This is a genomic window from Frankia sp. Mgl5 (assembly GCF_023242985.1).
Lineage (GTDB): Bacteria > Actinomycetota > Actinomycetes > Frankiales > Frankiaceae > Parafrankia > Parafrankia soli.
Genome location: NZ_JALKFY010000612.1, coordinates 22884 through 46685, shown reverse-complemented (window position 1 = coordinate 46685; position 23802 = coordinate 22884). Strand labels below are relative to the sequence as shown.

At 73.0% G+C, this 23802-nt stretch carries 12 protein-coding genes; 5 read left to right on the top strand and 7 right to left on the bottom strand.

The window, feature by feature from the left end:
- Window positions 1-10: 10 nt before the first annotated feature.
- Genes MXD62_RS13945 through MXD62_RS13935 form a run of 3 tightly spaced genes read right to left on the bottom strand, consistent with a single transcriptional unit; the run spans window position 11 to window position 3373 of the window.
- Window positions 11-922, bottom strand: coding sequence for an SDR family NAD(P)-dependent oxidoreductase (locus MXD62_RS13945; protein ID WP_248829690.1), 912 nt, complete (start codon window positions 920-922; stop codon window positions 11-13).
- 47 nt (window positions 923-969) lie between these two features.
- The gene (locus tag MXD62_RS13940; protein ID WP_248829689.1) at window positions 970-2217 is read right to left on the bottom strand and encodes a pyridoxal phosphate-dependent aminotransferase family protein; all 1248 of its coding nucleotides are present in this window, start codon (window positions 2215-2217) and stop codon (window positions 970-972) included.
- Between the two features lie 28 nt (window positions 2218-2245).
- Window positions 2246-3373 (bottom strand): sulfotransferase, encoded by a 1128-nt coding sequence (locus MXD62_RS13935; protein WP_248829688.1) that lies wholly within the window; start codon window positions 3371-3373, stop codon window positions 2246-2248.
- Between the two features lie 660 nt (window positions 3374-4033).
- On the opposite strand from MXD62_RS13935, the gene MXD62_RS13930 reads away from it, so the two are divergent.
- The 5 genes from MXD62_RS13930 to MXD62_RS39735 all read left to right on the top strand — a co-directional run bounded on the left by MXD62_RS13930 (window position 4034) and on the right by MXD62_RS39735 (window position 13210).
- On the top strand, window positions 4034-5293 hold the full coding sequence (locus MXD62_RS13930) for a serine/threonine-protein kinase (RefSeq protein ID WP_251081664.1): 1260 nt from the start codon (window positions 4034-4036) through the stop codon (window positions 5291-5293).
- Between the two features lie 108 nt (window positions 5294-5401).
- Window positions 5402-6385, top strand: a complete 984-nt coding sequence (locus tag MXD62_RS13925; protein ID WP_248829686.1) for a MoxR family ATPase — start codon at window positions 5402-5404, stop codon at window positions 6383-6385.
- On the top strand, window positions 6382-7545 hold the full coding sequence (locus tag MXD62_RS13920; protein WP_248829685.1) for a DUF58 domain-containing protein: 1164 nt from the start codon (window positions 6382-6384) through the stop codon (window positions 7543-7545). The genes MXD62_RS13925 and MXD62_RS13920 overlap by 4 nt, the downstream gene beginning before the upstream one ends.
- Window positions 7542-10142 carry a transglutaminase domain-containing protein gene (locus MXD62_RS13915; RefSeq protein ID WP_248829684.1) on the top strand — a complete coding sequence of 867 codons (2601 nt, stop codon included), beginning with the start codon at window positions 7542-7544 and terminating at the stop codon, window positions 10140-10142. Before MXD62_RS13920 ends, MXD62_RS13915 begins: the two co-directional genes overlap by 4 nt.
- 89 nt (window positions 10143-10231) lie before the next feature.
- On the top strand, window positions 10232-13210 hold the full coding sequence (locus tag MXD62_RS39735; protein WP_248829683.1) for a PKD domain-containing protein: 2979 nt from the start codon (window positions 10232-10234) through the stop codon (window positions 13208-13210).
- Window positions 13211-13260: 50 nt separating this feature from the next.
- On the opposite strand, the gene MXD62_RS13905 is transcribed toward MXD62_RS39735, so the two are convergent.
- Genes MXD62_RS13905 through MXD62_RS13890 form a run of 4 tightly spaced genes read right to left on the bottom strand, consistent with a single transcriptional unit; the run spans window position 13261 to window position 23694 of the window.
- Entirely contained in the window at window positions 13261-15522 is a 2262-nt protein-coding gene (locus MXD62_RS13905) for a DEAD/DEAH box helicase (RefSeq protein ID WP_248829682.1), read from the bottom strand.
- Window positions 15522-16862, bottom strand: a complete 1341-nt coding sequence (gene brxD, locus MXD62_RS13900) for a BREX system ATP-binding protein BrxD (protein ID WP_112106785.1) — start codon at window positions 16860-16862, stop codon at window positions 15522-15524. The genes MXD62_RS13905 and brxD overlap by 1 nt, the downstream gene beginning before the upstream one ends.
- The gene (gene pglZ, locus MXD62_RS13895; RefSeq protein WP_248829681.1) at window positions 16859-19840 is read right to left on the bottom strand and encodes a BREX-2 system phosphatase PglZ; all 2982 of its coding nucleotides are present in this window, start codon (window positions 19838-19840) and stop codon (window positions 16859-16861) included. Before pglZ ends, brxD begins: the two co-directional genes overlap by 4 nt.
- Window positions 19837-23694, bottom strand: coding sequence for a phage resistance protein (locus tag MXD62_RS13890; protein ID WP_248829680.1), 3858 nt, complete (start codon window positions 23692-23694; stop codon window positions 19837-19839). Before MXD62_RS13890 ends, pglZ begins: the two co-directional genes overlap by 4 nt.
- Window positions 23695-23802 lie beyond the last annotated feature (108 nt).

The following is a 23802-nucleotide window of genomic DNA, read 5'->3' as shown; positions in this document are numbered from 1 at the left end:
TCGGCGGCGTCTACGGCCGCAGGCCGATCAGCCGCCGGGTCAGCCGCTCGTAGGCCGGCCAGGGGAGCAGGGCGTGCAGCGCGAGCTTGATCCAGGCGTCGGTGCCGACCGGATGGCGCAGGCGCCGGCGCGGCCGGGCGGCCAGGGTCGCGACCAGTTCCGCGACCTCGTCGGGATCGCGCAGGTGGTGGGCGATGTACTCGCCGTAGAAGGCGCGCAGCCGGACGAAGTCGTCCGCGTAGGGCGACTCGACCGGGACGGGGGCGTCCAGCAGCGGCGTGTCGTAGATCGCCGTCCGGTAGGAGCCCGGTTCGACCAGCGCCACGTCGATGCCCGAGTGCCGCAGTTCCAGCCGCAGGGTCTCGGCGTACCCCTCGAGGGCGAACTTCGAGGCGCAGTAGACGCCGAGCATGGGAGTCGGCACCCGCCCGCCCACGCTGGAGACCATCACCACCCGGCCCCGGCCCCGGGCCCGCATCGCGGGCAGGACGGCGTTGGTCATCGCGACCTGGCCGAACAGGTTGGTCTCGAACACCGATCGCCACTGCGCCAGCGGTGCCTCCTCGACGAAGTTCGGCGGCGCCGTTCCCGCGTTGTTGACCAGTACGTCGATACGGCCGGTCGCGGCCAGGACGGCGGCGACGGTCTCGTCGATCGTCCGCTGGTCGGTGACGTCCACCCGGAGCACCGTGACGTGCTCGTCGGCGACCTTGTCGAGTGCCCCGCGGCGGTCCAGGTCGCGCAGGGTGGCGACGACGTGGAACCCCCGCCGGACCAGCGCCGGGACGCTGCGCAGGCCGATGCCGCTCGAACACCCGGTGACCAGGGCGACTGGCCGAGGTGCTGGCCGGGCGACCGACGGGGCGAGCGGCCGGGCGACCGACGCGGACGGTGACGCGGGATCTGGTGACTGGGAATCCATGGTGCCCCTCGCTCGGCCCGGCCCGGCCCGCGGCGGGCTGGGCGGTGTCAGAAGCCGTGGATCGTCCGGAGCTCGGCCAGCGTGTCGACGAAACCGTCGAGCTGCTCGTCGGACAGCCGGTCGTTCACGAGCAGGCGGATCACCGCCTCGTTTTTCCGGACCGCCGGATAGACGAAAATCGGCACCAGGTAGCCGCGCTCGAAAAAGTCCCGCCGCACCCGCACGGCGGTCTCGTTGGAACCGACGGCGATCGAGGTGACGAAGGTTGGCGTGGAATTAATGGAGCAACCGATCGCGATCAGACGTTCCCGCAGCCGGTCAATCCGGTCGAGATAGCGCTCCATCACCGACGGGTCGCGCCGCATCCGCTCGAGCACGTGCGTGACGGCCTGCGCGGTTGGTGGCTGGATGTTCGTCGTGAAAATCGACGTGCCTGACAGGAAACGGAACGCGTCGATGGCGTCCGCCGGCCCGACGATGGCGCCGCCGGACAGACCGACGGCCTTTCCGAACGACACCATCCGGAAGGTGGCGCGGCGCAGCGCCTCGTATTCCGCCGCGAACCGGTGGCCACCGTTGCCGTACGCCATGAACCCGTTGGCGTCGTCGACGAAACTGACCGCCCCGAACTCCTCGCAGGCATCAAGGATCTCACCCACCGGGGCGATCGAGCCGTCGGACGAGTAGACCGTCTCGAAACCGACCACGACCCGCCGGTCGCCCAGCTCGGCCAGCAGCGTCCGCAGCTCCGCGACGTCGTTGTGCCGGAAGGCGAACAGGTTGCGCCCGTACTTGAACCCGTCGGCGGCCTTCCACATGCTCCAGTGGCTGTCCCAGTCGAGCACCAGGACCATGTCGGCGTTGTCCACCCCGGGTTCGCCGGCGAACGAGAACCGGGCCTTCATCGCGTGGACGAAACCGAGGTTCGCCAGCAGGCCGGTGGCGAAGGTGAGTGCCTTATCCTGGCCGGTGATCTCGGCCACGAGCTTCTCGAGTTCCAGATGCGGCCGGGAGAGGCCCTGGACCAGCCGCGAACCGCCGACGACCAGGCCGTACTCGGCCGCCGCGGCGGCGAAGACCCCGCGGACCTCCGGGTCGTGCTGCCAGCCCAGGATGCCGATGCCGGAGAAGTTGACCATAGGGCGGCCGCCGACGCTGATGACCGCGTCGTTGACCCCGTCCAGCTCAGGGGTGTCGATGAACTCGCCGGTCCGTCGGGTCCGCGCGGTCCATTCGGAGAATCCCCACCGGGCCAGGGCCGCGTCCGCCGTCCGGGTGGGCGTCGTCGTGGTCATCATGTCCTCCGTTCGGTGCGGTGGGCGGTCAGACCACACCGGCGAGGCGGGCGTCGGCCTGCTCGGCGGTGACGCCGAACTCGGCCAGGTCATAACGGTGGGACCGCAGCCGGTCGTCCTCGGCGAGGACCTCGGCCATGGCGGCGCGGGCGGGCTCGGGCACCGGGCGGCCGAGCCGGTCGTAGATCCCGGCGATGACCCCGTGGGGGTCGGCGGTGAACTCGTCGAACTCCACGTCGTGGAAATGGGCCTGGTCGTGGCGGGCCCGGTCCGCCGCGAAGCGGGTCAGGGCGCGGTCGGCCAGCTCCAGCAGGGCCGGGCCGATCGCGTCGCCGTGGAAGCTGGTGGACTTGCCCGCCGCGAGCCGGCTCACCATGCTGCAGGCCGAGCCGAGCACGGTGCTGGCCGGCCGGCGGTGGGTGTGCACGATCAACGCGTCCGGATAGGTGGCCAGCAGAGCGTCCAGGCACAGCATGTGGCCGGAGTACTTGAGCACCCAGGTCCGGTCGGGTGTGGGCAGTCCGATCAGCTGCAGGTTGCGGCGGTGGCGCTCGTAGGCGGCGGTCCAGTCCTGCCCGGCCAGCCAGCTCGAGTAGGTCGGCACGTGCCCGGTGAACTCGAAGAAGGCCGACAGCATCGACTGGCGGGTGAGCAGCCAGCATTCCTCGACCTTCGCCGCGTCCCGGTTGTGGATACCGAGATAGCCCGGGTTCCGATCCAGAAATGCCTGGATCGCCCCCTGGGCGAGCTGGAAGATCGGATCGTCGGTCCAGCTCGGGCGTGGCGGACGGGGACGCGGAGCCGCGCCCAGCCACAGTTCCAGGCCCTGGTGGGCCGGATCGGCGGTCAGCAGCCGGTGCAGCGTGGTCGTGCCGGTGCGGGGCATTCCGACGATGAACAGCGGCCGTTCGATCGGAACCTCGGCGTACTCGGGATAGCGCCGCCAGCCGGCCTCGCTGAACAGACGGGCCACCAGAATGTCGCGCAACTCGTCGCGGGCCGTCGCGACGCCGAGCGGCGTAAGGTCGGCCTCGTCCTGGTAGGCGGCCAGGATGATCTCAAGCCCCTCGTGATAGTCGGGTGGGCCGAAATCGGTGAGGCCGGTCAGGGCCGTGGCGGCGGCGTGAATATCGTCAACTGTTCCGATCTTGTTCACTGCGGACGCTCCCGTGATTCGCCGGTCGCCGTTTCTCGAGAAGCGGGATACCTTCCAGCGCATGTTCGCAGGCGCTGAAAACCCCTGGCAAGCAATGCGTCGAACCGATTCGTATCCGCAATCGGCCCATCGCCTCGTGCTCCAGCGCGGCCGGACGGCTCGCGTCTCGTACCACCGGGGGGAGGCTCCGGGTTCCGGCTCCGGCTCATTTATTTCCGAACCCGAAGAGGAAGGCCGACGCGACCACCACGCCGACGACGGTCACGATGCGGGCCGAAGTGCCCGGAACCGCCAGGTGTACGGAACACCAGTTCGATTCGGGAGATGATATTACGGTCGGCGTGGTCGCTGGGATCGGAGCGGGGCACGTCGTCGGACACTCCCGACGGATCTGGTGCCTGGTCGACGACGCGAATCGGACGGACGGTACCGCCGGGGCCAGCTCGAGGTCGGCCGGCGCCGGCGGGTCGGCGTACCGACCCTCCGAAACCCACCTGACCGGTAACGCGAACCTTCATCCTGTCAACGGACGCGCTATGGCACATCTGGCGCGGGGTGTTCTGCGATAGTGGAGTGCTGGGCTTTCGTGGGCCTTCCGGCCGCGGCGCACTGCACTGTGCCTGGGGGGGCGGCTTCTTGACCGGCAAGCACGACCTGCTCATGGCTGCATTGCCGGGATATGAGATCCGCGGAGAGATCGGCCATGGAGCTTTCGGTGTGGTTTTATCAGGCCAGGACAGGCTGCGCCGGGAAGTAGCCATCAAAATTGTGCACGGGTTGGATGGCGCTGCCGACAATGCCGAAACGGAGGCGCTCACTCTCGCCAGGCTTGACCATCCGCATGTCGTGCGGGTGTATGACTACATCCCGCGGGACGGCCTCGCGCTGATCGTCATGGAGCTGCTCGACGGTGGCACGCTGCGCGCGCGGGCCGTGCGTGGGCTGTCCACGGAGCAGGTGTGTGCGATCGGCCTGGCCACCGCGGCGGCGCTCGGCTATGCCCACGAGCGGGGCGTGCTGCATCGGGATGTGAAGCCGGCGAACGTGCTGTTCACGAGAAGCGGGCGGCTGAAGGTCGCCGACTTCGGGATCGCGCGGGAATACACGGGCTCCGCCCTGCAGACCGCGACGGCGGTCGGCACCCCGCGGTACATGGCACCGGAACAGTTCCTGGCCGGGCGGCTGGGCCCGTTCACCGATCTGTACGCGCTTGGCGTGATTCTCTACGAACTGCTCGCCGGCCGGCCGCCGTTCCGGGCGGCGCCGACGGACGCGCAGTCGTTCGAGGGGCTCCGCCGCAGCCATCTCGGCGCGCCGCCGCCGCCCCTGCGCGGGTCACCCGCACCGCTCGGTGCCGTCGTGCTGCGGGCGCTGGAGAAGCGCCCCGACGACCGGTACCGGACAGCGCGGGACTTCTCCGCCGCGCTGGCCCGCGCCAGCTACGAGTCGCTCGGCCCGGGCTGGCTGGAGCGCGCGGGCCTGGTCCTGGACCTCGATGACGACATCCGCGCTCTCGCGGCGGGCGAGGACATCACGCTCCGGATCCCGGCCCGCGACTCCGCCGCGGGTCGGGACGTCAGTGTGGTCGGGCGGATGCCGGAGGACCCGGAGCGTACAGCTCTGGCGAACCGCGTCGAGCCGCCCGCGCCGCCACAGCCGCCACAGCCGTCCGCGCCGCCACGGCCGCCGACAGCACCACGGCCGCCGTCGCCGCCGGTACCGCGAGCGCTCGCGCGGCCGGGCGGTGCGGTCCGGGCTCCGTCCGTGCTGCAGCAGGTTGTCGGCGATGAACCGCGGGTCGTGATCCGCACCGGATCCGACGCCGAGTACCGCAGGTTCGGGTACCGGACGGCGGTCGTCGCGGTGGTGCTCCTGGGCGCGCTCTGCCTGCTGGTGGCCATGGTGCTGGCTCTGACCTGACAGCGGCTTCGACCTGATGACGGCTCTGGCTGGATGACGGCTCTGGCCTGGTGATGGTGTGCGGCGGCGGGACAACGTCCGCCGCGTTCGATTCGGGGGGAAAAACCAATGACGGAATCTCTGCTGGACGCGAGCGAGGCGGCCTGGTTCGCCGAACGCGGCGCGGCGCTCGTCCGCAACGTGGAGACGCTGATCCGGGGCAAGACCGAGATCGTGCGGCTCGTCGCCGTGTGCATGGCGGCCGAGGGCCACGTGCTGATCGACGACGTCCCCGGGACGGGCAAGACGTCGCTCGCGAAGGCGGTGGCGAACTCGGTCGCCGGCACGATGCGACGCATCCAGTTCACGCCGGACCTGCTGCCCACCGACGTCACCGGCGTGCAGGTGTGGAACGCCGGGACGAGCGCGTTCGAGTTCCAGCCGGGCCCGGTGTTTGGCAACGTCATCCTGGCCGACGAGGTGAACCGTGCCTCGCCGAAGACGCAGTCGGCACTGCTGGAGGTGATGGAGGAACAGCAGGTCACGGTGGATGGCGAGCCGGTCCCGGTGCCGCGCCCGTTCGTCGTCGTGGCCACCCAGAACCCGGTCGAGCACGGCGGGACGTACGACCTTCCCGAGGCGCAGATCGACCGGTTCATGATGCGGCTGACGATCGGCTACCCCGACCACGCCGCCGAGGTGGAGGTGCTGGCGAACCGCCGTGGCGGCCAGTCCGCCGCGACCGTGCCATCCGTGCTGACCCTCGCCGACCTCGAGCGAATGATCGGGATCGCCCGCCGGGTGCATCTGTCCACCCAGCTGCTGGGGTACATTGTGACCCTCGCCGCCGCGACCCGGCACCGACCTGAGGTGCGTCTCGGGGTGAGCACCCGGGGCGCGCTGGCGCTCGCCGCAGCCGCGCAGGCGTACGCGGCCGCCGACGGCCGCACCTACGCGACCCCGGACGACATCAGGGAGCTGGCGCCGTACGTGCTGGCGCACCGGGTGCTGCTGCGCCCCGAGGCCGAGATGTCGGGCCTGCGCGCGGCCGATCTGCTGGGCGAGGCGATCGCCTCGATCCCGGTCCCGAACCAGCGGCTGGCCAGCCGGTGATCACGAGATCCGGCGCCACGATGATCGTGGCCGCGGGGGTGCTCGTCGTCTCCGGGATCCTGCTCGACTACCCGGAGCTGGTCGTTCTCGGTCTGGGCGCGGCGGCGGTCGTGGTCGCGGCCGCCGGCTGGATGCTCGCCCGGCCCGACGTCACCATCGAGCGGGAGATCCGTCCGGACCGGGTTGCCGAGGGCGAGGTGGCCCGTGGCGTCCTGGTGGTGACCAACACGGCGCGGCGGCGATCGCCGCCGATCGTCGCCGGCGAGTCCGTGGGCGGGCAGCGGGTCGGGATCGCGGTGGCGAGCCTGCCACCGGGAGGCCGCCAGCAGGCCGAGTACCCGCTGCCGACGACGCGGCGCGGGGTGTTCGAGGTGGGGCCGCTGACCCTCGGGCACGCCGACCCGCTGCGGCTGATGCATGTGCGGCGGGGGTTCCCGTCCCGCTCGGTGCTGCGGGTGTACCCGAAGCTGCTGCCGGTCGTGCCCCTGCCGACCGGCGGCTCGCCGGACCTGGACGGGCCGACGACGGCCGTCGCCGCACCCGGCGGGGTGGCCTTCCACGGCCTGCGCGACTATGTTCGCGGCGACGACCTGCGGCTCGTCCACTGGCGCTCGACCGCGCGGACCGGCACCCTCATGGTCCGCCACAACGTGGTGCCGCGGGAGCCGCGGATGCTGGTCGTGCTCGACACCAGCGCCGCGCCCTACTCTGACGGACCCCGCTTCCGGGACGGCTGCTTCGAGGACGCGGTGCGCATCGCCGCCTCACTGGCCGCTGCCGCGGTGACGCACGGCTTCCCCATCGAGGTGCGCACCACCGGTGGCCTGCGCGCGGTCGCGGAACGCGGCGAGGCTGCGTCGATGGCGGTCCTCGACCTGCTTGCCGGCGTCGAGACCGACGCGGGCGACCCGGGCCTGACGACACTGACCGGGATGGTGCCCCGCGACAGCGGGGTGGTCCTCGGGGTCGTGACCGGTCAGACCTCCTCGGTGGCAGGCGCCGTGGTGTCGACTGTCCGCCCGCGGTTCGCGATGGTGAGCCTCATCCAGGTCGGTGCGGTGCCGGGACGACCCGGTCCGGTGGTGCGGGGCGCCCTGGTGCTCAACGTGCGCACCAGCGAGGACTTCGTGGCCGCGTGGAACACACAGGTGGCCCGGTGATTGGCCCGCCCCTGGAGGACATCTCCGACGAGGCCACCCTGCGACTGCCCCCGCTGCTTCCGGTCACCGGCGCGGACGTCCCCTCGAAGGCCACCTCGCGCCAGCGCACGCCCACCGTGCCCACGCCCACCACGCCCATGCGCGGCGCACCCGAATCCGACGGCGTGCCCGTGGTGCCGGCGGCATCGGCTGGGACGGCGCGGGGGCACCATCGCGTGCAGGCCGCGGTGATCGTTCTGTTGATGGTGCAGGTGGCGGTGGCCTACCGCGGCTTCTTCGCGGGCACCGGCTTCCTGCTGTCGCTCGGCGGTGCGGTGCTGCTGGCCGGTGTGCTGGCGGCGGCGACGTCCAGCCGGCTCCGGAAGATCGACCTGATCGTGCCGGCCGCCGCCGGCGGCTGGCTGGTGTATGCGCTGGCCGTGCTGTTCGGCGTCGGCGCCCAGGGTGGTGCCGGCCCGGCGGCGTTCGCCGGCGCACTGCGCGAAAGCTGGGCGGATCTGCTCACCGTCGGCCTGCCGGCGGACCCGACCGGCGAGCTGCTGCTCGTCCCGAGCCTGCTGCTGTGGGCGGCCACGTTCGCCGCCGTCGTACTCGCCGGCCGCACCGAGTCGGTGCTGCTCCCGCTCCTGCCGACGGTGCTCGCTCAGGTCGCCACCCTGGTCGTCACGGCCGCCGGTGGACGTTCGCAGGTGCTGCTCACCGGCTGCTTCACCTTCACCGCCCTCGTGCTGGTGCTGCTCAGGACGTCCCAGGCCAACGGAACGAGCGCGGGCGCGGGCACCGGCTGGTCGACGTTCGGGCTGCCCCTGGTCGCCGGCGCTGCCGTGGTCGCCACCGTGGGCGCGAGCGTTCTCCCACTCGCCGACGGCGACCAGCGGTTCGACCCGCGGGAGCACCGGACGCCACCGGTCGAGGCGGCGTCGCTGCTCGACCCGCTGGCCCAGGTCCAGGTCCAGCTGCGGGCGAACCCGCCGCGGTCGCTGTTCACCGCAAGCCTGTCCGCCACCGGCGGACGGCTGCCCGTCGACCGGCTACGGATCGCCGCGCTCGGCGACTTCGACGGGGCGACCTGGGCCGACGACGGACTCTTCCTGCGCGCGGGCGGCACGCTGCCCCAGGACGGCCCGGCCGTGACGGCCCCCACCGCTCGGGTGGGCCTGGATGTGTCCTTCGAGTCGTGGGGCCAGACGCTGCTGCCGGCGGTCGGTGTGCCGGTCGCGCTGCATGGGCGGGAGGTCTCCGTCCAGGCCGGATCGGGTGCTGTCGCGGCGACGTCCATCCCCCGCGCGGGGGATGGTTACCAGCTCCGCGCCGAGGTCTCCACCCCCGGCGCGGAGGATCTCCGCCTCGCCCGCGCGGCGGTCGGACCCGCGACGGACCACGTGATGGCGCTGCCGCCCGGGCTCGCCCCCGAGCTGACCCAGATCGCCGACGAGGTGACGGGCACGGCGGCGACGCCCTACGACAAGCTCGTCGCGCTGGAGCGGTACCTGCGTGATCCGCAACGCTTCCCCTACGACGGCGACGCCCGTCCGGGCCACTCCTACGGCGTCATCGCCCGGTTCCTCGGGGCCGGGGGCAGCCCGACGGGCACAGACACCGGCACCGGCACCGACGCGGACGTGGACGCGGACAGCCGCGGGTATGCCGAGCAGCACGCCGCCGCGTTCGCCGTCCTCGCCCGCACCCAGGGGTTCCCGACCCGGATCGCGGTCGGCTACCTGTTGGACCAGCAGTCCAGCGACGGCCACGGGGTGTTCCACGTGACGACCCGGCAGGCCCATGCCTGGCCGGAGGTCGCGCTGGAGGGGCTCGGCTGGGTTCCGTTCGAACCCACCGACATCAGCCGGCTCGGGCTCGCCCTACCGCCGGTCGACCGCCCGATCACCGATGACACCAGCCAGCAGGAGCGGAGCGTGGACGTGGTCACCCCCGTCGTCGTTCCCCAGCTCGACCCGGCCGGCGCGTCCACCCGGGGCGGGCCGGGAACCGGCCGGAGGTGGGCGTGGCTCCGCTACCCGGCGGCGGTCGCCGCGGTGGCGCTGCTCCTGCTCGCGCTGGTTCCGGCGGAGAAGCGCCGCCGCCGCCGGCGACGGCGCCGCGTCGGCACCCCGACCACCCGGACCGAAGCCGCCTGGCGGGAGGTCGGCGACCGGCTCGCCGAGCACGGTCTGACCGGCGCCACCGCGCTCACCCCACGGGAGGCCGTGGCCCGAGCCGATGCGCTGCCCGACTGCGCCCCGGCGGCGCACCATCTCGGCTCGCTGGCGCCACTGGTCACCAGGGCGCTGTTCGCCGCGGCCGAACCGAGCGAGGACGACGCCCGCCAGGCCTGGCAGCTGGCCGACCTCACCATCCGCGCTCTTGGACGTCGACCTGACCGCCGCTGGCGTGGGCACGGCACACGGATTCGGGCTGCCTTCGACCCCCGGCCGCTGCTGCCCCGCTCCGGCAGGTCGGCATCGCCCCCGGCAGCGTCGGCATCGTCCCCGGCGACACAGCGGAGATCTTCCCCCGGCACGGTCCGTCCACCGGCCCACACAGCCCACACAGCACACGCGGCACACACAGCACACGCGGCAACGAGACGACGGTGATCATGCGGAGCCTGAGACTGGCGGCGGCAGGGCGAGTCAGGGCCCGGCCGAGGGCCCGAGCCGGCGTGCGACCGAGGGCACAAGCGAGTGTGCGGCCGGCGAACCTGCTGCGGCTGACGGTCGCGGTGGCGTTGCTCGCCGGCGGGGTGGTGGTGCTCGTCGGCCAGGCCGGCGGGGTGCCGGGGCGGCTGCTCGCCGTCGAGAACGGCGCGGCCTGGCTGGTGTCGTCCGCGACCGGCCAGGCAGCGCTCGTCGACGGCGCGTCGTCCCAGGTGGTGACGAGGGTCGCCGTCGGCAGCGGAGAACTGACGTCCACGCAGTCAGGGCCGGACGCCTACATCGTCAACAGCACGGCGGGCAGCGTGCTGCGGGTCGACGGGGCGACGTTCGAACCCACCGACCCGGTGCGGTTCGGCACGGGCCAGCGGCGGCTGCGGGTGTTCCCGACCAGCGGCGCCACCTTCGTCGTCGACGAGGAGTCGGGGCTGGTCACGACGGCTGACCCGGGCACGCTGCAGGCACGGGGGCTGCAGTCCGTCGCGGCGCGGGCCGGGTTGGGCGGTGTGGTCACCGACGCCGCCGGCCGGCTGTGGCTGATCGACCGCGGCAACGGTGATGTCGTCCGGCTCGACGACCGTGGCGGGAAGGCCCGGGCATCCGCCGGTGTCACGGCCGGCGGCCGGCTGGTCCTGGCCGGTGGGCGGCTCACCGTCGTCGATCCGACCGCGCGCACCGTGCGGACACTCGGCGACGGCGGCGAGGCCGGTGCCGGCGCCTGCCTGGAGACGGCGCCCGCCGACAGGTCGGTCGTCGTCGGCGGCGGCCAGGGCAGGCCCGAGGTGTACGCGGTCAGCGGTCAGCGCGGGACGCTGGTGATCAGCGATCTGACGACGGGACGTTGCGACACCGTCGTCGACCTCGCCGCGGCCGGCCATGACCTCGGCGAGCCGCGGGAGGTCGCGGGCCGGTTGTTCCTCCCCGACTTCACCGACGGGCGGGTCGTCGTCGTCGACATCGGCCAGCACCGGGTCGTCGGCCGGCCGGAGGTGCTGCCGGCGGGCACCCGGTTCGAACTGGTCGTGCAGGGCCCGTTCGTGTTCTTCAACGACCCGTCCAGCTTCCGGGCCGGTGCGATCCGCCTCGACGGCAGTACGCGGGTCATCGAGAAGTACAACCCGGACCGGCCGGGCGCCGGCCTCACCAACGGCGCCGGCAGCGGAGACAACAGCAACGGTGAAAGCGTCGGTGACGGGGCCGACGGTGCGCGGTCCGAAGCGGCCCCGTTGCCGGACACCGCGGCAGCCCCGCCGATCACCCGGACGAAGACGGCACCGGACGCCGTCGCGGTCGACGATCCCGAGGTCACGATCCAGATGTCGGCGGCCCGGGCGCGGATCGGCCAACCGGTGACCCTGCGCCTCGCCGTCCGGGACGGAACCCGGGTCGCCGGCGCGACCTGGTCGTTCGGCGATGGGACGACCGGCAGCGGCGGGCAGACCAGCCATGCCTGGTCCCGGCTCGGCGAGTATCTGGTCGTCGCGCACGCCACCCTCGCCGACGGCCGGCACGCCACCCCCGCCGTGTACCTCACCGTCGACCGCACCGGCACGCCACCCGTCGAGGGCAGCGTCGAGCTCCCGCCCGGAGTGGCGCCGACCGACCCGGTACCGACGGACCTGCTGGTCGCGCGGCTGGCGGTGACGCCGGCCAGCGGCGAGGCTCCACTGCAGATCAGTGCGGACGCCTCCGCCTCCACCGCCGGTGCGTCCCCCGTCGCCGGCTACTCCTTCGACTTCGGCGACGGGGTCCGCACCGGCGGGCCGGGGGCCGCGGCGAGCGCCACCCACACCTACGAGGCCGCCGATCCCGGCGCCACGTTCGTCGTGTCGGTCACCGTGACCGACGAGGCCGGCAACACCAGCCGGGCCAGCCAGCAGATCACGATCATCGAGTCGGGGGCGCCACCCGTCCCGACGATGACGGTGACGCCCGCCGTGGACCGCTGGCGCGTCGAAGCCCAGGCCGGCACCGGTGCCGGCGCCCAGACGGCCCGGTTCGGTCTCACCGCCGACCTGGCGGACGTCGAGGTGACCCCGATGTCGGACACGACGTTCGATGTCATCCCACCGCACGACTGCGCGCCGTTCACGGTGACCCTCACCGCCTACGCCGCCGACGGCACCGCCACCGCAGCCTCCCCGCAGACGCTCGACCCGCAGACGCTCGACCCGCAGGCCGCGGGCCTGTGCCCCGTCGACAGACCGGTGCTCGTGAAAAACCCCCCCGACGGCTTCGGCTTCAGCATCGCCGTCAAGGACCCGGTGACAGACGGGTCGATCACCTACTCGTGGTCCTACACGGCCGCCGGCGGTGACGACGGCAGCTACAGCGCGCAGGAGCAGGCCAACCAGATCGGCTTCCGCACCACCGACTGCCGCCTGTTCGACGTCACGGTGACGGCGACCGGGCCGGGCGGCACCGCGACCTCGGACCCGGTCACCGGGATGGGCTGCACCGTGCCCGACCCGGTCGTCATCACCCGGTCGGTCATCGGCAACCAGATCACCTGGACCTGGACCCTTCCGTCCAACACCCCTGTCGAGGGCTACTTCATCTCGCATTCATACCCGAGCCCGCAGGGCGCGGATGGCGACGGCGGCTTCACCCCCGACCCGGGGACCTCCTACACCGTCAACGGCGAACCAGGAGGGACCTACGGGATCGGCCTCGAAGCAAGCAACGCGGCCGGCAGCTCGTCAGCCCAGGACGAGGTCATCTTGCCGGGAGACGGCGGCTCGTCACCCAGCCCGACTCCTTCGCCATCACCGACGGAGCCCACTGGTGATCCGTCGCCTACTCAGACCCCGGACGACGGTCCCACCACTCTGCCGTCGGATCCGATCACTCCGGATCCGACCACTCCGCCGCCGGTAGGAGACCAACCGGAGCCGGAGCCACCGCCGGAGACCACGCCACCGCCGCCACCACCACCGCCGCAACCCGCACCGACGACGGAGCCACCACCACCGACGACGGAGCCGCCCCCACCGGCCGAGGCAACCGGCTGACGCGTCCCGGCGCCGGTGGCGGCGATCCCACCACCGGCGCCGGGCGCGTGCTACGAACCACGCGGGCTGGTGTACCACCGGACCGGTTCGGCGAGAACCGCCTTCGCGCTGGACAGGTCGGCCAGGCGGGTGGCGAGGGTGGCTTCGGCCAGGCGTGGGGGCAGGGCCGCGTTGAACTTCAGGCCAGCAAGGGCCTGCTCGTCCACATGGGGCAGACAGAGCCGCTTTTCCAGATCCGGAACGGCGGTCTTCCACATGGCTGGGGTCAGGTCAGAACGTAGCCGGATGAATGCTTCGTCGGGGTTCTGGCGGGGGTCGGCGAGGTCGCCGAGGGAGGCGGTGAGGGTGCGGTTGGCGAGGTGGCCGGCCCAGGTCCACCAGCGGACGTCGGCTTCCGACTCGCGCACGATCACGGTGCCGGCGGGGTGAACGAGGTCGGTGTGCTTCTCACGGATCTCGGTCAGGCGGGCGGCGGCGCGTTTGGTCATGGCGACCTGGGGGTCGGCTCCGAGAAGGACTTCGCGTATGGCTCTGACCATGGTGAAGGACAGTGGGGGCAGGGTGCTGGTCCAGCGGGCGCGGCCCCCGCCGTCGGCGGGTTCGACGAAGCAGCGGCGGCGTTTCCAGTCGGTGTGGGTGACACGCCAGCTGCGGCCGGCGAGCAGGAGCAGCCGTGGGCCTTCGACCGGGTCGCACAGGAGCATCGGGTCGGTGCGGCCGATCTCGGTGCGGCCGGAGAGGACGGTGAACTCGGGTGCCGCGGTGAAGACGGCGGTCAGCTCGGAGAAGTGCCGGTGGCCGAAGCGGCGTTCGGCTTCCGGGCCGACGAACAGCATGCCGCCGTCGGAGTCGAGGAATCCCAGGCGGACGAGGTGACGGACGATCGGTTCGGCGGACCGGTCGAAGGGCGCGAGGCCATTCCATTCGTCGGCCCAGAGCCGGTCACCGACCTTGTTCTCCTGCAGGCAGTAGGCGAGCAGTTGCTGGGCGACGATGTGCCGTGGCTCGGGTGGGGCGACGACCGGTTCGACCCAGCCTCGTCCCCACAGCAGCAGCAGACCGGCGGCCTGGACGAGCGCGTCCTCGGTGAGGGTCAGGAACAGGCAGTTGCGGACGGTTCCTGGCCGGCGCCCGGTCCGGCCGAGGCGTTGGAGGAACGACGCGACCGAGCCGGGGGCGTTCAACTGGATCACGCGGTCGAGGTCGCCGACGTCGATGCCCAGTTCCAGCGTGCTGGTCGCGACGATCACGCAGTCGCGGGCCTGGGCGAACGCCTCCTCGGAGCGGCGCCGCTCGTCAACCGACAGGGACGCGTGCGAGAGGAACGTGGTCACGCCGCGGGCGCGCAGTTCGCTGCCGAGCTGTTCGACGAGCTGCTTCGAGTCGCAGAAGACGAGCCGTTTCTCTCCTGGGTGCAGCGTGGCGAGTATCTTCGCCGCGTTCGGCACCGAGCCGACGTAGTCAAGCTCGATCTCGCCCGGCGGCGGACCGGCCGCCGACGCGGTCGCGCCTGACGTGCCGGTCGTGACCGACGTGCCGGTCGCGAATGGCACGTCGGGCGCGACCACAAGTCCGGGCCGGCGGCCGACGCCGGAGCCCTGGAGCCAGTGGAGCAGGTCGGCCGGGTTACCGACGGTCGCGGACAGGCCCACGACCTGCAGCTCGGGCCGCTCCGCGCCTGAGTCGGCCGCTTCGGCGGTGATGATCCGTCGCAACCGTTCCAGCACGGCCAGCAGGTGCCAGCCCCGGTCGTCGCCGGCGAAGACGTGCACCTCGTCGACGATCACAGTCCGTACGCCGGCGAAGAAGCCGCGATGGTCGGTGCGGACGCTGACCAGCATCGCTTCGAGTGACTCGGGCGTGGTGAGCAGGATGTCCGGCCGTTCGCGGCGGATCCGCTCCCGCCTGCTGGTCGTCACGTCCCCGTGCCAGACGGCAGCCTGGCGCCCGAGCCAGCCGGCGTACGTCTCCAGCCGGGGAGCCAGGTTGTTCAGCAGCGCCTTGAGCGGACAGAGGTAGAGAACGGACGTGCCCTGCCAGTTCTCGAACGCCATCCGTGACAGCGTCGGGAACATCACCGCTTCGGTCTTCCCTCCGGCCGTCGGTGCCAGCAGCAACGCATCCGACCCGCCGAGCAGCGGCGCCACCGCGGCCTCCTGCAACGGCCGCAACCCGGGCCACTGCAACGAGTTCACGATGTGGTGCAGCACCACCGGATGCAGCAGGTCCGGCGCGTCCGACGGTGCGGCGTCCGGCGGCGCGGCGTCCGACAGGGCCGTTTCCGACGATGCCGGGTCCGGCCGGTCCGCCATTACAGGTCCAGGTCGATGTCGTCGGCGGACGAGGCGGCCCGTCCCGCGAGGTTGCGTTCCAGATCCGTCATCTCGGCCGTGTTGAGAGTCAGCGGGTAGTCCCGGCGCGGGTCGAAGTCTGCGTGCTGGTCGACGCGGTCGAGAACGTCGGCGACGAGCTTCTTCAGGAACAGCCGTGGCGCGACGCCGACCTTGCCGCCGAGCCGGCCCGCGACCGCGCCGGCCAGCTCGGCGAGGTATGCGTCATCGACCAGCCTTTCGATGCGGGCCGCGGCCTCGGGCGAGGCGCCACCGACGAACAGCCCCCGGACCCGCCCGCCGAGCTCGACGAGCGACGCCTCGGTGAAGCCGGTGAGCCGGAGCTGCACCGCCCGCGGATTGTCGAACCTTGAGTCGGTCGAGAAGTCGGTCGCCAGCCGCTGCGCGAGCGGCGCGAGCCGCTGCACCCCCTGCGGCCCCTCGTAGAACGCGGGTGTTCCCGTGATCACGAGGTGCAGCCCGGGGAACCGGCCGCCCTGCACCTCGTCAATGAGCTGGCGCAGCGAGTTCAGCGCCTTGTCGCGCGCGTCGGACCGGACCCGCTGCAGCGTCTCGACCTCGTCCAACACGACGAGCAGTCCCTTGTACCCGCTGTCGCGCAGCACGACGAGCAGCCCCTGCAGGAAGCCCAGTGCCCCGAAATGGTCCAGGTCGCCACGGACACCGCCGGCCCGGCGGGCACTGGCGGCGACGTGCGGCTGCCCGCCGAGCCAGGCAAGCAGCGCCGACGCGGTCGCCTCGTCACCGGCGACGAGCGCGGACCGGTAACCGCGCAGCGCGGCGGCGAACGCCGGCGCTGTCCGACCGACGTCGAGCAGCCGCCGGTCGAACAGCTCGCCCACTGCCTTCTCCAACGCGGCCGGGTCGTCGCCTGCCATGTCGTCGGCGGCGAGGACGTCCTCCTCCAGCGCGTAGAACCAGCCGTCGACGACGTTGCGCAGCGCGCTCGGCGGGAACGTCGACGTGGCGAGCCGCTCGGTGAGCCGCCGGTAGACCGTTTCCAGCTTGTGCAGCGGCGTCTCGTTCTCCGAGATCTGCACCTCGGCCGTCGCCAGCCCCGCCCGCTTCGCCCGCTCGGCCAGCCACCGGGTGAAGAACGTCTTCCCCGAGCCGTACTCGCCCCGCACCGCCTTGAACACCGACCCGCCCGACGCGACCGCGGCCAGGTCCTCGGCCACGGAACGCTCGAACCTGGCCAGCCCCACGGCCAGCAGATCCAGCCCCGCGGCCGGCACCGCCCCACGCCGCAGCGCGTCCAGGACGTCGCGCCGCCGCGCGGCGCTGACGGCGGCGCCGGTCACGCGGGCAGCCCGAACTGCTGGCGCAGCAGGTCCACGTTGAGCCGCAACGTGTGCCCGTCGTCGAGCGGCTCCAGCACCGGGTAGTTGTCGACGTTGAAGACGCGTTGCAGGTTGACGGCGAAGCCGGCGGCCCGATGCGGCAACTCCCCGGCCCGGTCGGCGACGACGGTGGTCGCCAGCGTGCCACCCGCGTCGAGCAGCGCTCGCACCGCCGCCTCGACCTTCTCGACCGGCACCCGCCGGGCCAGGCCGCTGAGCTGGGATGGGAACAGCTCGCTGGCCAGCAGCGCGGCGACGAGCATGTCGACGCCCGTCGCCGGCGCGGCCTCAGCAAGCACTGGCGACGCGGCCGGCGACATGGCCGGCGACGCGGCCGGCGCCGCCTCCTCCGGCAGGTCGAACAGCGCGGGGCCGGCCTGCGCCTCGGCTGCCCTGGGCCGCTTGCGCGGCTGCGCCGCCGGCGCGACGACGGGAGCGGCGTCGGCAGGGCGCCGACCGACGAGCACGGTGTCGCCGCCGCCGAGCCCACCGAGCAGGTCCCGCTGCTCCAGTGACCACCAGCGGGGCCGCTGGTCGGGCAGCAGCCGCCAGCCCGCCGGCACATCGCGGCTCGTCGACGCCGCCGACAGGCGGAACGGCAGGAACGCCAGCACGGGCACGGTCACCTCCGCGGCCGACGCGCCGCCGTGGTAGCCGCCCTTGCGGCCCCGGTAGTGCAGCTCCGGGTCCCAGAGCGCGACGATCCGCTCGCCGGGCACGAGCACCCGCGACCCGGTGAGTGCGACCTCGCCGTCACGAACATCCGGGGAGACACCGTCAACCGGGATGCGGTGCCGAGCCGAGATGGCGTCCTCGGCAGCCAGTGCCGACGCGCCGTGGTCGAGAACGTGGCCGTGGTCGCTGGTGAGGATCACGGCCCGGCCCGCGGTCCGCGCGTAGCGCAGGATGGTGCGCAGCCTGCCGACGTCGGCGAGGCTCCAGCCGCCGTCGTCGCGCTGCCGGCCGGAGTCCAGCAGGTCGTCGATGGTGTTGATGACGACGGCGACGAGCGGGGTGTTCGAGGTCAGCTCGTCGCCGAGCTCCCGGTCGAGCGCGGAGCCCGGCGTGCCGTCGAGGTCGGCGTGGTGGAACAGCCGGACCGCGCGCCGCCGCCAGCGCGGGTGAGCCTCGAACTCGCTCTTCTCCTTCGCCTTGTCGCCTATGAGGAGGCGCCCGGCGAGCAGCGAGGCACGCGACCTGTCCGTCACGGTCGGCAGGACGGCCAGCGCGGTCCGCCGCCGGGCGGCGCCGCTCGCGCTGTCGCCGAGCGGGTCGCATTCCTCCCACCGCTCGCGGCGCAGTCCGGCGGCGAGCTGGATGGCGACGGCGGCGCTCATCCCGTCGAGCACGACGAGCAGGGCCTTGCCCCGGGCCGTGACGACGGGGGCCACCACGCGGTCGAGGACCTCCTCGATGCCCAGCGGCGCGCCCTCGGCCTCGCTCGGCAGGCGGCCGGTCGTCGTCCAGTCCGCAAGCAGCCGGGCGAACCGGGCGTCGAGGGCATGCCGCCGCCGGACCGCGGCCCGGTACAGGTCGCCGTAGACGGCGCCGACCGCGGGCGACGGGTCACCGGCGGCCAGCTGCCCGAGCGCGACATCGGCCCAGGCCGCGTCGTCGAGATAGCCGTCGAGCGCGGCGGCGAGCGTGCCCGGGCCGTCCGCCGGCCGGCCGGCGAGCCAGCCGGTGACACGGGCCGCCATCTCGGCCCGCTCGAGCTGCCCGGCCTCGGGGCCGGCGAGCAGATGCGCCCCCAGGACGTCGACGGCGGCCGCGACCTCGCGGGCCGAGATCTGCAGGAACGTGTGGTGCACGCCGGAGTCGGCGGCAGCCAGAAAACCGCGCAGTGTCGCGGCGACGGCGGACAGCCGGTCGTCGAACCCGGCCCGCAGGATGTCGCTGGTCGCGCCGGCGGCCCGCGCGTCGAGCTCGTCGAGCAGCCGGTCGGCGGTGTCCAGTAGCCCTGCCAGGTCGTCCGGCGTGTTCATCCCGGTGCGGACGGCCTCACGGACCGCGTCGGCGAACCGGCGCATGGTCTGGTCGTCGAGCTGGGTGTCGCCGAAGTAGCGTTCCACCCGGCCCTTCGCCCGTTCGACGGCCGCGGCGTCCAGGCCGGCGCGGCGGCCGTCCCGCCCGGGCCACAGGCAGTCGCAGACCAGGCCGAGGGCCAGCGAACGCTCGCCGTTGCCGGCGGCGACCAGCGTCAGCAACGCGCGCCCCGCGTGCCCGGTCCGCTCCCGCAGGAACGCGGTGATGCCGGCGCGCTCGTCGTCACCCAGCCGACGGAACGCCTCGGCCGCCCCGGGGACCGTCGTCCAGCGCAGCAGCGTGGCGATGTCCAGGTCGGCGGCACCGAGGCCCAGCTCGGTCAGGCCGAGCCGGACGGCGGTCAGCTCCGCCAGCGCGTCCTCGAGGCTGAGGACACCGCCCGGCCGGCGCGGCCAGCCAGCCGCCGGGCGTGCCTCCAGCAGCGCCTGCGCCATCCACCGGTAGGCGTGGGCGTGCAGCCGCGGATCGAGCTGGGCGGCGCCGAAGTCCTCCAGGACCGCGTTCCACGGTTCGATCACGTCGACTTGCTGGCGGTGGACCTGGGCGAGCACGGTGTCGCCCAGAGTCTCCTCGTCGGCGTCGGTGAGCAGCACGAGCCAGCCCTCGGGCACCGGCTCCCGTCCCCAGCGCGCGATCTCCTCGAGCACGCCGAGCGGCGAGACGCAGGCGACGACCCGGACCGGCCGGCCGCCGACCAGCAGCTCCTTGGGACCGAACCACTCGGGCTGTGCCCGCACCAGCAGGATCCGCGCCAGCAGGATCCGCGCCCGCTCGCCGGTGCCGGCCGGCCCGCGCAGCAGCCGGGTGACCCGGTTGACCAGCATCGCGCTCGTGACCAGCGGCGCCGGTGTGCCGGAGCCCGCCGGGCCGGCCGCGGGTGACAGCACGCTCACCGTGCCGGCCGCCAGATGATCTCGATCTCGCCGGGCTGGTCAACGATGTGTGCCCGGACAGCGGCGACAGTCTGTTCCAGCTCGGCGGGCGGCACACGCCACCGCTGCTCGGCCCGGGTGACGGATCCCTTTTCAAGATCCTTCTTCTCGTTCCCGCCAGTTATCACTGGCGGCTCTATGGGCGGGGGCGGAGTCAGATCGGGGGGTGGCGTGCTGACGGCCCGGCGTATGAGCTGGGCCGCTTCGGCCCGGGCGCTGCTCAGCACGCCGGCGAGCGGGGTCGTCAGCTCGTCGGCGGCGCCCGCCTTCCGGATGCGCCCGAGGATCTCCTGGGCCTCCGTCCGGTAGGGCTCCGGCAAGGTGGCGATCATGCCGAACATCTCGCCCCACGGGGCGGACGTGACGGCGCCGGCGACGGCCGCGGCGCGGCTGATGCTGCGCGCGAGGCGCTCCGCCGGACCCGCGAGATCGGCGTGCGCCAGCCGCACGACGATCTCCGTGCCGGCCTTCGGCCCGTCCAGGGCCGTGACGAGGTCGTGGGCGGCCCGGGCGGTCCGAAGACGTCCCGTGGTGGCTCCGGCCGGCTCGAGGGCACACCCGGTCCGTGGATCGAGACCGAGCTCGGAGGCGTGTGCCTCCAGCGCGGTCACCAGGTCCCGTGTCGCCGTGACGTGCTCCCGGGCCGTCTTCGTCAGGGCCTCGGCGAACGTGCGGATCAGCCGGCCGCGCCGCAGCGGCGGCGGCTGCACCCCGAAGAGGACCTGCGCCCGCTGGCAGGCGGCGGCCCAGTCCTCGGGAGCGGGCAGCGGCTGCTCGCGCAGCGTCATGTCCTTGATCCCGGCCGTCAGCTCGGGCGGGGCGGGCAGGATCCCGCCGTACCGGTACCAGGCGCGGTCGGTCTGCTCGGCGAACGCGTTGACGATCAGCGCCGCGACCGGGCTGTCCAGGCCGCGGGGCTTCGGCTCGTCGATCCACGTCAGCAGGTCGGCCACCCGCAGCTCGCCGTCCGCACCGCCGGAGCCGCCGGTGCTACCGGAGCCGCTGGCCGCGGCCTGCGCCGCCTTCCGGGTGAAGTGGTCGACCCACTCCCGGCCGAGTTCGAAACGCGCCTCGTGCATGGTCCCGAGGCCGAGCGCCGGCGCGATCCGCCGCATCGGCAGCCGGTCGCTGCGGATGACCTCGACGGAGTTGCCGTCGGCCTCGGCCGCCTTCGCCACGTAGGAGAGGACGAGCTTGAAATCGGCCGGCCTGGCGGGCTGGCCGGTCTGGTCGGGGTCGAGGTCGGGGTGGCCGGGGAACTGGTCGGCCAGCAGATCCCCGGCGAGCCGCCGCGCGGCTTCCCGGAACGTCGCCCCGAAGGCCAGCGTCGGGGTGAGCCCCGGCCACAGGGCACGCAGCCAGTCCGAGTAGTCGGTGACGTCCTGCTCCTCGCGCTTCGCCAGCCCATAGGCCATGCGCAGCAGGGTGCGGGTCTTCGTCAGCAGCGCGTCGTACCGGCTTTTCAGCACGCCCCGGGCGCGCTGCCGGTCGTCGGCGCTCAGGTGCTGGGCGTGGCTGTCGAACCGGTTCCGGTTGAGCAGGTGGTCGAGCCGGACGAGCATCCCGAGATCGGCGAGCCGGGCGGCGGTCAGGTCCGCCGGGATCCAGCAGACCGTCCGGTGCGGCGTCCCACCGCCACGCAGCCGTTCGACCCGGGCCCGCGCGTCCACCGGCGGCCGGCCGGCGTCGTCGAACGGATAGTCGATCACCAGCCGCCACGACTCCGGATCGGCCGGTTCCAGCTGGTCGTCACGCAGCTCCGAGCCGCGCAGCGAGCCGAAGACGACCTCGGTGGAGCGCCTGGAGCCCCGCCACACCAGGTCGAGGCGGTCGCCGTAGGCGTCGTCGGTGACGGTGACGCCCAGCTCCTCGCCGAGCAGCCTCCTGACCAGGGCGCGGCGGTTGCCGCCGCCGTCGTAGGCGATCGTCTGGCTGAGGATGCCGTCGATCTCGACGTCGACCAGCTCCAGGCCGACGCCCGGATCGCCGCCCTCGACCGGCAGGAACTTGACCTCGCCGAACTGGCCGGCCCAGCGCTCGACCTTCTTCCCGACGACGCCGGCCTCGCCGCCCGGGATCGGGCTCGTGATGCTGCCGTGGTTGAGCGCGGAGAGCCGCCGCGGCGTCAGGTTGCGCAGCGCCGGCACGCTCGGCGCCAGCGCGGAGAGCAGCAGCGTCTTCACCAGCCGGTCGTCGGCGGTGAACCGGCGGACCTTGACGGCCAGCTCCCCGTCGACGGCGGCGCCGGTCGCCTGGCCGCGGCGCACCCGGGCGAGGACGTCCTCGTCGAGGCCCTCCGCGTCGAGCAGGTAGGGGCGCAGCTTGCGGTTGTAGAGGCGCTGCGCCGCCTCGAACTCGACCTTGAGCACGTCGGTGAACGGGGCGTCCCCGCCCCGGGTGATGACGTCCCACAGGTCGCCCAGCGGGATGACCTGGCCCAGGCGCAGCTCGTCCCGCTGCGCGACGAGCAGCTGGCGCATGAGCTTGAGCGCGGTCCGGTTGCGCTGCAGGGCGGAGGAGACGTGGACGAGCGTGTCCATGAACGCCGGGCTGAACGGGTAGGAGAGCCTGAACGCGTCCCGGTCGGCGCCGAGCTGGGCGCCGCCACCGAGCATCGTGTCCCACACCTCGGCGCGGACCTTCGCCGTCGTCTCGAACGCCTTCTCGATCCGGGCCGCCGCGGCGGTGTCCTTCGCGCGCAGCAGCCGCCGGTTGGCGATCAGCGGCAGGTTCCGGTCCTCCAGGACGATCTTGTCGAACCGGCCGTCGGCCAGCGTGAGCACGTCGAGGAAGCTCAGCCGGACGTCGCCGGCGATCGACTCGCCGACCAGTTCCCGCAGGTCACGCTGCCGGGCGATGAAGCTGACGACCGGGATGGCCCGGGCGCCGAGCCCACCCTCGACGAAGTTCGTGACCTTCTGGACCTCCCGGGAGACGAACGCCTGGTCACCCATGTTGTTCGCGAGCCAGAGGATCAGCTCGTCGAGGAACAGGACGACCGCGTCGTAGCCCAGGTCCTTCGCGTGCCGGGCGATCTCGCTCAGGCCCTGGTCGAGGGAGATGAAGCCCTCGGCGTCCTCGCGCAGGTCACGGTAGGTGTTCGGGAACCAGGTCGAGAGCAGGTCGGAGGTGAGCCGGCGCCGTGCCGCCGCGTCCGCGCCGGTCGGGGCCAGGGCCGCGTCCAGCTCGGCGGCCGTCCAGGAGGCGTCGTCGCCCCACTCGTCCTCCTCGGCCTCCTGGCCTCCGCCGGAGCCCGCGCGGTTCAGTTCCGTGAGGAAGGCCGCGTCGCCGACCTTCGCCCGCAGGCCGCGGGCCTCGTCGAGTAACGCCTCGGCCCGGTGCACCGCCGGGATCGGCGCCTCGGGGTGCAGCGCGCGCAGGCGGTCGGCGTAGCCGCCGAGGACCCGCTGCTCGATGGACTTCGCGCCCAGCATGTGGAACGGGACGAGCAGGAACTTCTTGCCGGCCAGGTCGCCGTCGTGCTTGCCGAGCACGGCGGCCAGGTCGTCGAGCGCCCGCGCGGCGGGCTCGCCGCGCAGCAGCGCGTGCAGCACCGCCATGAAGTGCGACTTGCCGGAGCCGAACGAGCCGTGCAGGTAGACGCCCTTGGACGCGCCGGTGCCCACCGCCTGCGCGATCAGCCCGAGCGCCTCGTCGAAGTTGTGCACCAGCCGGTCGGTCAGCACGTAGTCGCGCATCGTCGCGGCCGCGTCGGCCACACCCTCGGTGAGCTTGAGGACGAAGTCGCTGTCCGACGTCCGCTCCGGGATGTCGATGACGTCGCGCAGCAGCGGCTGAGACGACGGGCTGGTCATACGGCCCCCGGAGTCGGTCGTGCGAGTACTGGTCTGCGAGTGCGTCGGGCAGGAACGGCGCTCGCCGGATCCGCCCGCATACGGATCGTACGGACAGGGTGTGTCAGG